The 12,533-nt window shown below is 28.9% G+C and carries 12 protein-coding genes; 6 read left to right on the plus strand and 6 right to left on the minus strand.

Annotated features, from left to right (window positions below):
* Positions 1-65 precede the first annotated feature (65 nt).
* A complete protein-coding gene (locus tag LQK79_RS07430; RefSeq protein ID WP_231016092.1) occupies positions 66-1,313 on the minus strand; it encodes a macrolide family glycosyltransferase in 1,248 nt (415 codons plus the stop codon).
* 265 nt (positions 1,314-1,578) lie between these two features.
* Here LQK79_RS07430 and LQK79_RS07435 point away from each other — a divergent pair, with 265 nt between their 5' ends.
* Positions 1,579-2,052 (plus strand): hypothetical protein, encoded by a 474-nt coding sequence (locus LQK79_RS07435; RefSeq protein WP_231016093.1) that lies wholly within the window; start codon positions 1,579-1,581, stop codon positions 2,050-2,052.
* Here LQK79_RS07435 and spoVB read toward each other — a convergent pair whose 3' ends face one another.
* Positions 2,053-3,555, minus strand: a complete 1,503-nt coding sequence (spoVB, locus tag LQK79_RS07440) for a stage V sporulation protein B (protein ID WP_231016094.1) — start codon at positions 3,553-3,555, stop codon at positions 2,053-2,055. It abuts the gene before it with no gap.
* A gap of 158 nt (positions 3,556-3,713) precedes the next feature.
* On the opposite strand from spoVB, the gene LQK79_RS07445 reads away from it, so the two are divergent.
* The 5 genes from LQK79_RS07445 to LQK79_RS07465 all read left to right on the plus strand — a co-directional run bounded on the left by LQK79_RS07445 (position 3,714) and on the right by LQK79_RS07465 (position 8,712).
* Entirely contained in the window at positions 3,714-4,280 is a 567-nt protein-coding gene (locus LQK79_RS07445) for a ferritin-like domain-containing protein (RefSeq protein ID WP_231016095.1), read from the plus strand.
* Between the two features lie 62 nt (positions 4,281-4,342).
* Positions 4,343-5,632 carry a PQQ-dependent sugar dehydrogenase gene (locus LQK79_RS07450; protein WP_231016096.1) on the plus strand — a complete coding sequence of 430 codons (1,290 nt, stop codon included), beginning with the start codon at positions 4,343-4,345 and terminating at the stop codon, positions 5,630-5,632.
* 12 nt (positions 5,633-5,644) lie between these two features.
* Positions 5,645-6,364: a zinc dependent phospholipase C family protein gene (locus LQK79_RS07455; RefSeq protein WP_231016097.1), complete on the plus strand. Its 720-nt coding sequence runs from the start codon at positions 5,645-5,647 to the stop codon at positions 6,362-6,364.
* 193 nt (positions 6,365-6,557) lie between these two features.
* The gene (locus LQK79_RS07460) at positions 6,558-7,094 is read left to right on the plus strand and encodes a hypothetical protein (RefSeq protein ID WP_231016098.1); all 537 of its coding nucleotides are present in this window, start codon (positions 6,558-6,560) and stop codon (positions 7,092-7,094) included.
* The gene (locus LQK79_RS07465) at positions 7,066-8,712 is read left to right on the plus strand and encodes a B12-binding domain-containing radical SAM protein (RefSeq protein WP_231016099.1); all 1,647 of its coding nucleotides are present in this window, start codon (positions 7,066-7,068) and stop codon (positions 8,710-8,712) included. Before LQK79_RS07460 ends, LQK79_RS07465 begins: the two co-directional genes overlap by 29 nt.
* Here LQK79_RS07465 and nadC read toward each other — a convergent pair.
* From nadC to LQK79_RS07485, 4 genes are read right to left on the minus strand one after another with little or no spacing between them, the layout of a single operon-like run.
* Positions 8,709-9,548 carry a carboxylating nicotinate-nucleotide diphosphorylase gene (gene nadC, locus LQK79_RS07470; protein WP_231016100.1) on the minus strand — a complete coding sequence of 280 codons (840 nt, stop codon included), beginning with the start codon at positions 9,546-9,548 and terminating at the stop codon, positions 8,709-8,711. The genes LQK79_RS07465 and nadC overlap by 4 nt on opposite strands.
* Positions 9,529-10,830, minus strand: coding sequence for an L-aspartate oxidase (locus LQK79_RS07475; RefSeq protein ID WP_231016101.1), 1,302 nt, complete (start codon positions 10,828-10,830; stop codon positions 9,529-9,531). Before LQK79_RS07475 ends, nadC begins: the two co-directional genes overlap by 20 nt.
* A 5-nt stretch (positions 10,831-10,835) precedes the next feature.
* Complete coding sequence (gene nadA / locus LQK79_RS07480; RefSeq protein ID WP_231016102.1) at positions 10,836-11,747, minus strand: quinolinate synthase NadA; 912 nt, start codon at positions 11,745-11,747, stop codon at positions 10,836-10,838.
* 30 nt (positions 11,748-11,777) lie between these two features.
* A complete protein-coding gene (locus LQK79_RS07485) occupies positions 11,778-12,284 on the minus strand; it encodes an ECF transporter S component (protein ID WP_231016103.1) in 507 nt (168 codons plus the stop codon).
* Positions 12,285-12,533 lie beyond the last annotated feature (249 nt).

Below are 12,533 nucleotides of genomic sequence, written 5' to 3' on the forward strand. Positions count from 1 at the left end.
GGGCGAATTAAAACCCTTCACTCAGCTCGACAAATTCCAGTTTAACAGAATTAATTTGGAACTAGTCATTTTAACCTTTCAAGTTGTCTATCTATATCTCTATTTAAAACATAGCTTAAATTTAATATTTCTTGGGCAGCTCTTTTGTATCCACCACTCTCTCTAAAGGATTCATTTATTTTATTAATATTTTTATGATAATTTGGATCTGCTAATATCTTATGCAAAGAATTTTTTAAAAGTTCGGGAGTAAGCTTGTCCTTATAAAGAACAATGCATGCTCCGAGTTCAGCGCTTCTTGAAGCCATATAAGTTTGATCTGCACCTAATGGTATTGCAACAAATGGAACATTATTAAATAACAAATCATTTGTACTGTTCATTCCACAATGTGTTATGGCAGCACTTGCATATTTTAAAATTTCGCTTTGAGAAATGTAATTTCTAACTATAAAATTTTGAGGTATATTAAATTTAGACAAATCAACATTATAGGCGGTCATAACAACTACTATATCTTCATCTTTAAAAGCTTTAAAGAATATATCATAAAGATCAATATTAACACCGCTGAAAACTGTACCTAGAGAAATATATATAACTTTTTTACCTTGAATTTCCGAGTATGGGAAATTATCTATGCTTTCTTTTCTATCATATATTGGAGGTCCTATAAATTTAAAAGTATCATCATAATATTCAATATGACGAACAAAAAATTTAGATGTATATACAAAGTTTATATCGCCTTTACTAAAGAATAAATCCATAATTTTGGGTATTGTTATGTTATATTTTTCTTTTAAATTATGTGAAAGTTTTTTATAAGTACTCATAACAGGAAATTTTTTGAGTGTTTCTTCATTAATTTCATCAACAAGTTTAGGCGCAATTTCTTTTGGAGTAGCAAATACTGCAAAAGAAGAAAATGATGGTAAATTTAATATTTGTGCCATGATTTTACCTAAAGGACAAACAGATGCGTAACCAATGCAGTCAAATTTTATACCCTTTGTTTGATTTAAAATACTTTCAATATCTTTTTCACAAGAAGATAGTTTTTTATTAAAGAATTTCGCTGCAGTTTCTATATTTATATTTTGAACATTAAAGTGACTTTTATTTGTATTTGGATCATTCATTGTGTTTCCATAGCTTTTAAATACAGCACCCGCTTTTTCTATCCTTTCTTTAAATTCTTCAGTACAAAAATAAATTATTTCTTGATCTGATTTAACTAGTTCATTTACAATACCCAAAGTTGGGTTTACATGACCATAGGCTGGTATATTTAAAAATAATACTTTACCCATATTAAACACACCCTTTTACATTTATTTCAATTATAATGTACGTATTACCAGTACATACATTATAATCCTTAAAGGATGAGGATTCAATCGGCAAGACTAAAAAAATCTTGATTTAAATATTAGTTTTGTATTTGTTAAAAATGTAAAAAAGTAAATTTAAATAATGTGTTTTTAAAGATATATTATTATATATATATAAATAATTACAAAAATAAGTTATAATAAATAGTAAAAATATAGAGGTCAAAAGGAGATTAATTGCTAAATGGCTAATGAAGTTATAATTAAAATGCTAGAAAACGAAAAAACTAGAATATATTATTTAGACGAAGATGAGAAAAAAATTTATGAAATGGGTCTTAGGCTGTTTAGTGCTCTTATGAATAAAGATTTTTTTGATATCCCAAGAATAGATATGAGCAATCCTCATAAAAAAGAAGGATTGTTTTATGAGATTCCTTATTATGATTCTAATATGCTTTTTGAAAGAGAAAATAAGCGCTTATTTTTAAGAGTTCAAAAGGTTAAGAGTAATTCTATAGAGTCACCCTTTAAGATTTATTTTAAGATGGAAGAGTGGGATGACTTTTCGTTTATAGCTTGCTTTGAAGAACTAGAAGAACCATTACAGTATTCTTTAGTTTCATGTAGGAATGGCGATTATTTCACGGAAATACACAATTATGATGAATTAACCTTAACTAAGCTTATGAACATTTATCAAGATGTAAAACTGTAATCATCTTAATTTCCTTCTAATTGTTTTAAGCGATAGGAAAAATAATATAAATCCAGCACATATTATTGAAATGGTTTTAGCTATGAAATAAGAATCTGGTATTAAATTGTTCATTATTCCAAGAACTAAATATAAAAATATACTTAAAAGTATATCTATAAATATATCACTTAAATTAAAGTGTATTTCACAGAATTTTCTTATGTCATGCATGTTAAGAATATAGCTTGTAATGCCTGTAATTATAAGGGTTATACCGTATCCATATATATTTATGAAGCTTATTCCTGTAAGCACATATAAAAGAATTAACTCTTCAATAGATATAATTACAGAATTTATGAGAATCTTGGTCTGCTTTCCTATTCCACTTAATATTGCAAATGTAGAGCCAGATACATATGAAAATGGCAGCGAAATAGCTGAAAACATTATGTATTTTCCAAGGTCATTTCTATTGTAAAATAACCTACCAAGAAGTTCAGGTATACTGAGGCATATTATTAAAGTTGCAAGTCCTAGAAAAAAGGATATTTTTAGAACCTCAGATATTCTTTTTTCTACGGCAAATGTATTTTTTTGATTTATATTTTGTGAGATTTCTGGCACAAGAACTGTTGCCATGGAACCAATTATTATCATTGGGAAAAAAGTTATTGATAGAGCCATTCCAGAAAACTTTCCTATCATTTCAAGAGCTGCTTTGTATGGAAATCCAGCAAAAACAAGTCTTCTTGGAAGGATAAGCGTTGAAGCAGCAGAAAGTATTGAAGATACAAAACCATTTACGCAAAGAGGAATAGAAACAATGAGTACATCAAAAAGGAGTTGTCCTCTTCCTTCATGTGTGGTATAAGATGACTTTAGTTTTCTGCTGGATATAATAAAAGCAAAGTAAAGGAAAATAAGGCTCATGAATTCACCAAGACTTAAGGCAGCATAAACTGCTGTTACTGTTTTGGTTATTGTCCTAAGCATAAGCAAATCTATTATAGCTATAACAACTAAAACCCTTACTGCTTTTTCAAAAATATCTATGTATGCAGGTATTTTTGCCTTCGATATGCCATAAAAGTATCCTTTAAATACAGATGATAAAGCAATAAATAGAACAGCAGGGCATATTACTTCAAGTGAATATATTGTTCTTGAATCTTTAATTATAACGTTAGCTAAAAAATTCATATTAAAAAACAAAATTATACATACAAACGTAGACCATATAAAAGTAAAAATCAAGCAAGTTTTTATTAAAAGAACTATATTTTTGTAATCTTTATTACCATACAATATTGAAGCCTTTCTTGATATTGCCACAATTAAGCCTCCGCATACAAGGCAGCAAAATAAATCGTAGACAGGCATTATAAGTCCATAAAGGCCAACACCTTCTGCGCCAAGTTTTTTAGAAAGTATTATTGAAAAAATGAATCTTAAAATTCCAGTAGCAAAATTTGATATTGTAAGCACAATAGTATCTTCATAAAATTTATCAAGTTTCATACATCATCCTCCATCATTATGTAAAATTGTATATGTATAGTTTTTAGTTGAACTGGTTTCACTATAAATAGTTATGAAATTCAATATATAAATATGTATTTGATTTATTATATTGGTAAATATATAATATTTATAAAACATCTTTGGGGGGAGTTTACATGACTAATATAAAATGTTTAGTTTGTGGTAAGTATGTAAATGAAAATAATTATAATTTTAATAATGAAGCTTTCATTGATAAAAATAAGAAAAACAGTATTATTTATTGTCCTTTTTGTGGTGCAAGCAGTATTTACTTTTCTGAATCAAGGGAAGTTTATAATGTAAATCCAAAAGAATTTGATGAAAGCACTCTTAAAATTGTTGACCATGCAGTTAAACTAGAAGTCTTTAATGGAGATTTTTATTTAGAAGCAGCTAAAATGTGTAAAAGTGATAAAGTAGAAGCTATGTTCAAATCTCTTAGTAACATTGAATATGAACACGCAAAGATACATATGCGCCTCGGTGGATTTAATAATAAGCCTGTACTTAGAAACATGGATTATAGCAATTATGATACAGATGAAAAGTTGCTTAAAGCTGCATCAATGAGAGAAGAGCATGCAGTTAAGTATTACAACAAGTATTCTAAGGAAATTAATAATGAAGTGCTTTCAAAAGTATTTAAAATACTGCGAGATGTTGAAAAAATTCATATACAATTGACTTTAGATGAAATATAATGAATATCCTCTTACCTTCATAATATAATTAAAGGTGAGAGGATTTTTTTTAGGAGGAGAAAGTGAAAAAGGTAATTAAAACTTTAGGTGTTGTTTGCATACTAATTTTACTATCTTACTTTATTGTAAATAAGCTATATGCTACATACAATGTTAAGTGTACTGATAAAAATATGAATTATTCTATTAAATATAAAGGGCTTAATAAAGCGGTTGATTTTGATAGAGGAGAAGATGGTACTTTTTATATTGCATATGATAATAAAATACAAGCCATTTATAGCAGCGGAAAAAGTGTTGATATTATAAGAGATGATACCAAAGGAATAATGTCAATTCTATGCTATAAGGGTAAGCTATATGTGGCAAAAGGACATGGAATATACTGTTATGATTTTCAAAGTAAAACTCTTAAAGAACTAGTGACAAATATACCGAACTTTGGAGACTATAAAAAAGTTATAATAAAAGTTTATAAGGATTATATATATGCTTCCATTGGTTCAGCAACAAATAGTGGAATTGTGGGAAATGATAATAAATGGACTAGCATAAACCCATATGGTTTTGATATAACACCAAATAGCATAACATTAAGAGGAATTAATTTTGGAAAGGATAAAACTGGTGCCTTTGTTCCATATAAAACTTCGAATATAAGAGGACAAATAATACCTAATCATTTTCCGGGAAATAGTTCTGTGATTATTATAAATATAAATACAAAAGCCGCAGAAACTTATGCATGGGGAATAAGAAATATATGTGGAATGGATTTTACAAGCGGGGGCAAAATAATAGCATCAGTTGGAGGAATGGAGAATAGAGGATTAAGACCAATTAAGGGAGATGTAGACTATATCTATTCAATAGAAAAAGGAAAATGGTATGGATGGCCAGATTATAGTGGAGGTGATCCTGTAGATTCACCTAAATTTAAAAATAGAACAAAGCGAATATTAGATAAAGTACCAAATATAAATCCTCCAGCACCTTTATATGAATATGACAAACTTGGGAGTTTGGGTGCTGTTAATGTGGATTCAAGTGGAGTCTTAGGATTAAAAGATTTGATATATGCATATGATAAAAAGGATAGTAACATTATATGCATAAATGGAAATAAGATGAATAAATATATTATGTTCACTAATAAATCTTATGTGGAAAATTTTAGAATTTATAAAGATGGAATTTATGTGCTTGATTCTAAAGAAGGATGTCTTTTACAATTTTATAAGTATCATGAAAATGCACTTCTTATTGTAGATAAAAAAATTTTATATTGCATAGTTGCAGCTATTGGAATCTCAGCATTAGTGATACTTATATATGGAATGAAAAAAAATTAGGAGGTAAAAATTATGATTACAACAGAAAAAGCGTTTGGAAAGACTGTAAGAGGAATATATTTTTTGGCTAATCCAGTTAAAAAAATATTTATTAAAACTACATGTATAGTTCACAAACACATAAATTCAGTTGCTGTGGAGATATTAAAGAAAAATTGCTTTCAAGAAGAATATAAATTTTTTAGTAAGAATTTATGTGTTATAAATGAGGGTACAGTTTGGGCAGACCAAGATTTTAGATCATCAAATCACTTTTTTCATTATGAGAAGAATAAGGGGCTTTTTGGATTTTCTAATGCCCTCGAGGAATGCAAGAAATATTATAGCATGTCTATAAAATTTCTAAGATGTGGAGACAAAAATAAATCTCTATTTTACTTTGGAGTAGCATGTCACGTGCTTCAAGATTCTACGGTACCGCAGCATGTTCATAATAGGCTCTTAGATAAGCATAGGAAATTTGAACTATGGATTATTGGAAAATTACTTTCAGGGTATAAATTTGAAAAAGCATCTGAAGTAATAGAAGAAAGCAGTATAGAAAAATATGTCAAAAATAATGCAAAATTTTCCAGTAGGGTGTATAATAAATATAATGCTGTTTTAAATAGGGAAATGAAATATACAGGAATAGCTAATAGTATAATACCAAGGGCAGAAATGACTACAGCTGGGCTCATGCTAAACTATTATAAAAAATTTTTAGAAATAACGGAATTTAAAGAAAATTAAAAAAATTCAATAATATAATAGGAGGAATTAAAGTAAAAATATAGAATAACTATAATATACAATTTGTAGATTTGTATAAAAACTTTGTGACTTTATATAAAAATTTTAATATTAACTTGTTTATAACAAAGCTGTAGTTCAATTATAGTTGAACTACAACTATGTATAAAATACATTTAGGGGAAGGTGTATTATGGAAAAGGTATTTATTAATTTTGAGAGGGAAATTTTTAAGGGGAATGTCCTAGATGTTGGACTGAAAAACTATGGCATAATATATGATTTATGCAAAAAAAATGATGAAGCAATTGATATTGATTATGTAGAAGGAAAAGATGAGAAAAAATACATTGGGAAAAATGCATATGACAGCTGTGTAGCATTTTTTGCACTTAAGGACATAACTTTAGACAGTGCAAAAAAGAAATTTTTTAAAGACATGTATGATTTTATGAAAGATGATGGTATTATGTACTTATGGGATATTGATAAGACTGTTTTTAGAACATTTCGAGGTAAATTTAAAGTTGCACTTCCTGATGTAAAAGTTAAGGAAATAGAGATAAATGATTTTAATATACTTTCAGATAATTCATGTGATAAAATATGTGGTATGATGAAACCATACTTTGAAATACAAGAATTAAAACGCTCTAATAATATATATTATATTAAAGCACAAAAGAAGGGAAGTAATATGAATGGAGAAAGTGCTGCTTACTGCGGTTAACTCACAATATATACACAGTAATTTGGCAGTAAGATATTTAAAGGCATATACAAAAGACATTGACCTTGATATAAGTATAAAGGAATTTTCAATTAATGACAGACTTGAAAGAGTTTTTGTTTCTATTATGGATGAAAAGCCTGATTTGGTTGCATTTTCATGTTATATATGGAACATAGAATATGTAGAGAAGCTCAGTAATTTGATTAAAAGTGTAAATACAAACATACAGATATTATATGGTGGTCCTGAGGTTTCTTATGATAGTCACAATTTTCTTTTGGAGAGTGCAGGCGATTTTGTTATAGAAGGAGAAGGAGAAGAAACTCTTCATGAATTTTTTCTATGGAAACTAAAAAATGGCTTCAAAAGAAAGGATTGCACTATAAAAGGGCTTTATAGTAAAGATATAGATGGTCAAATACTATATGGAGGGGCAAGAGAGCTTATGGATATGGATTCAGTAGTATTTCCATATAGTGCAGATGATGACCTTTCAAATAAAATAGTATATTATGAATTTTCGCGAGGTTGCCCATTTAATTGTAAGTACTGTCTATCCTCAACTATCAGGGGGGTAAGGTTTTTAGAATTAGAAAGAGCAAAAAAAGAGCTTAAATTCTTATCTGATAAAAAAGTAAAACTTGTCAAGTTTGTGGACAGAACTTTTAATGCTAATCCAAAGCTTACAGTAGAGTTGTGGAAATATTTAGCCAGCATGGATACTGACACCTTGTTTCATTTTGAAATTTCAGCAGATATATTAACGGATGAATGCTTGGAAGTGCTTAATAAAGCACCAAAAGGCAGATTTCAGTTAGAGGTTGGAGTTCAAAGTACAAATGATGAGGTTTTAAAGAATGTAAACAGGTATGTTGAATTTGAAGACATAAAGAAAAAAGTACTTTGTATTCAAGGGTCTAAAAATATAAAGCAGCATTTAGATTTAATTGCTGGTCTTCCTGGTGAGAATTTAGTATCTTTTAAAAAATCTTTTAACGATGTTTATTCAGTTAAACCAGAAGAACTTCAACTTGGATTTTTAAAACTTTTAAAGGGTTCACCTATGAGGGCTGAGGCAGAAAGTTGGGGAATGGCATATTCCCCTTACCCTCCATATGAAATTCTAAGAACAAAAGATGTTTCATTTGATGAAATAATGCTTTTAAAGAGGGTAGAAGCTGTAGTTGACAAATATTACAATAGTGCAAAGTTTTCCAATATATTGAATTATATGGTGCCTAAGTTTGAAACGCCATTTGAATTTTATCACGAACTTGGAGAATTCTTTTATAGAAAAGGATATTTGAATAGAAATGTTTCTTCAAGCGGATATTATAAAGCTTTTATTGAGTTTAGCGATGAAGTTTTAAGAGAAGACAATAATATTCTTAAAGAAATAATTAAATATGATTATTTGAAATTTAATAAAAAAAGTTGGCTTCCTCCTTTTTTAAATAGATACAATAAAAAAGATGAAGAAAGCCAAATAAAAGATATACTTAAAGAGAAAAATGAATACGATAAAAATATGCATTTTGAAAAGTTTTGTGTTGATATGACAAAATACATAAGTGAAGATTTAAAAATTTTTGGAAGTAATTATATATTATTTTAATTTAAATTTCTTAAATTTTTCATACTTAAATCTAGATTTTTAGAGGAGTGAGTTATCATACCGGAAGATATGTAATTCACTCCTTTTAGTGCTTTAGTCTTTATGGTTTCAAAGTTTATGTTGCCGGACACTTCAATTATTGCTTTCTTATTTATAATTTCAACTGATTTTTTTATCTCCTCTGTATTCATGTTATCCAGCATTATTATATCAGCACCAGCTTTTAAAGCTTCTTTAACCTGAGAAATTGATTCCGTTTCAACTTCTATTTTTCTTACAAAGGGAGCATTTTTTCTTGTTAGTTCTATAGCTTTTGTTATGCTTCCAGCAGCAGATATATGATTATCTTTTATTAATATACCATCAGATAGTCCAAACCTATGATTAAATCCTCCTCCAACTTTAACTGCATATTTTTCCATGAGCCTCATTCCAGGAGTGGTTTTTCTAGTATCAACAATTTTGACTCCAGTGTCCTTTATAACAGTGCAAAGCTCGTTGGTAGTTGTTGCTATACCACTAAGTTTTTGAAGAAGATTAAGTGCTGTTCTTTCGCCTGAAAGTATTGTACAAGTGCTGCCTTTAATGTATCCTATAATTTCGCCATTTTTTACTCTGTCTCCATCTTTTATCCTAAAAGTGGCTTCAGCATTTCCTAGTATAAAAAATACCCTTTTAAATAACTCTATACCTGCTATAATTCCATTATCTTTTGAAATTATATCTACTACGCTTTTAGAGTTAGGAGGAATAATTGAATTTACTGTAATATCATTATAGGCTCCATCTTCGTCTAGTGCATTTTTTATAAAATTATCATATAGTGACCAATTCATCTTTTTTACCTCCTAAAGCAGTTTGAAAAGTTTCTATTGCAATTTGTTTATTTTTTTGTATTTCGTTTAAAGCAGTTTCAAAGGTGAGGTTTGTTTTAATACATTTTAGTGTTATATTTAAAATTGTATTATTTATATTTATAGCAGCTCTCTTTGAAAATACAAGCCCTTCAAGAAGAGAATTGCTTGCAAGTCTATTTGCACCATGAACTCCTGTATTGCTAATTTCTCCTGCAGCATAAAGATTCTTCATTGAGGTTCTTCCATTAAGGTTAACTTTAATTCCACCCATAAAGTAATGCTGAACTGGTGTTACAGGTATTTTTTCTTTTGTTATATCTAGTCCTCTTTCCATGCAGCCTTTATATATTAGAGGAAATCTTTTTCTTATGAAATTACCATCCATTGAAGACAAATCAAGGTAAACATAATTGCTTTTGCTTTTAAGTTCCTCATTATATATTGCATTAGCTACAACATCTCTTGGAAGAAGTTCGTTTACAAACCTTTTATTATTTATATTTAAAAGCTTTGCCCCTTCTCCTCTAACCGATTCTGATATTAAAAAGTTTCTGTTTAGTGGCTTTTTTTCATACAATGCAGTTGGGTGAAATTGAATGTAATTTATATCTTTAAGCTCTATATGATTTCTTACAGCAATTGAAATCCCATCTGCCGTAAGTGTTTTTTGATTAGTAGAATTTTTAAATATTCCTCCGATGCCTCCGCTAGCCAAAATAGTAATTTTTGAATGAAAATTGTATATTTTATTATTGTGTATTCCTATAGCACCGAAACATTGATTGTTTTCGGTTATTAAATTGAATATACAGGTGTTTTCAATCAAATTTATATTTTTTTTCTTTATTACATTAGAGTAAAGTGTATCAAAAACAGCTTTACCAGTTTTGTCAGTGCTGTGAACTATTCTATTTACACTGTGTGCACCCTCTCTTGTATAATCAAAATCGTTGTTTTTAATATCAAATTCAACTCCTAATTTTGATAAGTTTGATATGCTTTCTATGGATTCATCTGCAAGTATTTGAACAGATTTTTTATTGTTTTTAAAGTGACCTGCTTTTAAGGTATCAAGTACAAATGATTTTTTATCTTCTTCATTTAATGCCGTGGAAATTCCACCCTGAGCTAAATAGGTATCACATTCGTAGGCTTCTGATTTTGATAAAATTATTATATTAAGATTACTTGAAATATTAAGAGCGGAGTAAAGTCCAGCAATGCCTGTCCCAATAATGAGGACATCAGAATACATGTCCACAAAAATCATCTCCCAAGTATAAGCATATTGTTTAAAGCGTCAAAAGCTTTTTTTCTTACGTTTTCTTCAATATTTATTTCATTGGTCATATTCTTTAAACTAAAATATATATCTTCTAGTTTCGTGGCCTTCATATTTACACAAATCATTTTATTTAACGTGTAAAATTTTTTGTCTGGATTTGTTTCTCTCATTTTATACATTATTCCTGTTTCTGTTACAATTAAATACTCAAAGGTATCTTTGTCCTTGTTTACGTATTTTATCATAGCAGCAGTACTTCCAATAAAATCTGCAAGACATCTTACGTCATAGGAGCATTCTGGATGAACCAGAACTTTTAAATTTTTCTTTAGTTTTTGTACTTCAATTATATCCTCTGGTTTAACCATATCGTGAACTCTACAAAATCCATTCCAGAGTATGATATTTTTATCAGGCACTTGTTCTTTGACATAAGAGCCAAGATTTTTATCTGGAAGGAATATGATATCCTTTGAATCAATGTTTTTTACAATTTTTACAGCATTAGAAGAGGTACAGCAAGCATCAGACAATGCTTTTACCTCTACCGATGAATTTATATAACAGACGACCTTTGCATTTTTATGTTCGCTTTTTAATTTTTTTAAGCCATTAGCATTTGCCATATCGGCCATAGGACACCCAGCATTTATAGCTGGGAGAATTACTTTTTTATCTGGTGAAAGAATTTTTGCACTTTCTGCCATAAATTTTACTCCGCAAAGAACTATTACATCTGCTGAATTTTTTTTGGCAATTTTGCTTAATTCATATGAATCTCCTATAAAATCAGCCATTTCCTGAATCTCTTGACTTTGATAGTAGTGAGATAATATTATAGCATTTCTTTTAGACTTAAGTTCAAGTATTTTATCTTCCAAATTTTCAATCATAGATACATCTACTTTCTAAAATATATAGTTTTAAGCTGCTATTTTTTTGAAATCCATTTTTAAAGCCTTTTCTATTGAACTTGCGAATATTGAGGATATTACACCATCTGCAAAGTGATGTAGAATAGTGCCAATACCAACAACAATTATGGCATTATAAGCTGTAAAGCCGAATGGAATTACTATAAGTGCTTCTAATATAGCATGTACAGGAGCAGTTAATGCAATTGTTTTTCTAAAGGAAACACCGCGTCTTATGAGAATTGCTCCAACAAAGCCTACGGCTGCATGTGTTAAAGCTCTCGCTGCTATAACTGGTGTTGCCGTAATTAAAAATCCGAAAGCAGAGCCTATTCCAACTATTATGGCAACCTCTGGAGAAATTAACATCGCTATAAACATAGGAACATGTGAAGCTAAAGTTGCTGAAAATGGTGGAATTGTAATCCTTAAGAATCCACCAAATACTACAGGAATTACTATTGCAAGTGCTGTTAAAAGAGCTGAAAAAGTCAATTTTTTAATATTAGTTTTCATTTATTACCCCTCCATTTACTAATGTATATACACTAGTATACATTAGTAATAACTAAGTGTAAATAGTAAAAAGTATTTTTATTTATATAGGTGTTGACTTATTAACTTATAATATTTATATTTAAGAATAGTGTATCAACTTATTCAGTTTGGATTAGGGTTATCGGCTCAACTATTAACTTATATATGTCTCATAATGACTTAAACATGTATAAGTTAAGCTTAGATACGATGCCCTATTAAAAGGAG

The organism is Clostridium guangxiense (assembly GCF_021043395.1).
Classification (GTDB): domain Bacteria; phylum Bacillota; class Clostridia; order Clostridiales; family Clostridiaceae; genus Clostridium_S; species Clostridium_S guangxiense.

Coding starts and splice junctions, on each gene's coding strand:
- LQK79_RS07430 (WP_231016092.1), bottom strand. CDS start 1,313: ATGGGTAAAGTATTATTTTTAAATATACCAGCCTATGGTCATGTAAAC.
- LQK79_RS07435 (WP_231016093.1), top strand. CDS start 1,579: ATGGCTAATGAAGTTATAATTAAAATGCTAGAAAACGAAAAAACTAGA.
- spoVB (WP_231016094.1), bottom strand. CDS start 3,555: ATGAAACTTGATAAATTTTATGAAGATACTATTGTGCTTACAATATCA.
- LQK79_RS07445 (WP_231016095.1), top strand. CDS start 3,714: ATGACTAATATAAAATGTTTAGTTTGTGGTAAGTATGTAAATGAAAAT.
- LQK79_RS07455 (WP_231016097.1), top strand. CDS start 5,645: ATGATTACAACAGAAAAAGCGTTTGGAAAGACTGTAAGAGGAATATAT.
- LQK79_RS07460 (WP_231016098.1), top strand. CDS start 6,558: ATGGAAAAGGTATTTATTAATTTTGAGAGGGAAATTTTTAAGGGGAAT.
- LQK79_RS07465 (WP_231016099.1), top strand. CDS start 7,066: ATGGAGAAAGTGCTGCTTACTGCGGTTAACTCACAATATATACACAGT.
- nadC (WP_231016100.1), bottom strand. CDS start 9,548: ATGAATTGGTCACTATATGATAATTTTATAAAAAATGCACTAGACGAA.
- nadA (WP_231016102.1), bottom strand. CDS start 11,747: ATGATTGAAAATTTGGAAGATAAAATACTTGAACTTAAGTCTAAAAGA.
- LQK79_RS07485 (WP_231016103.1), bottom strand. CDS start 12,284: ATGAAAACTAATATTAAAAAATTGACTTTTTCAGCTCTTTTAACAGCA.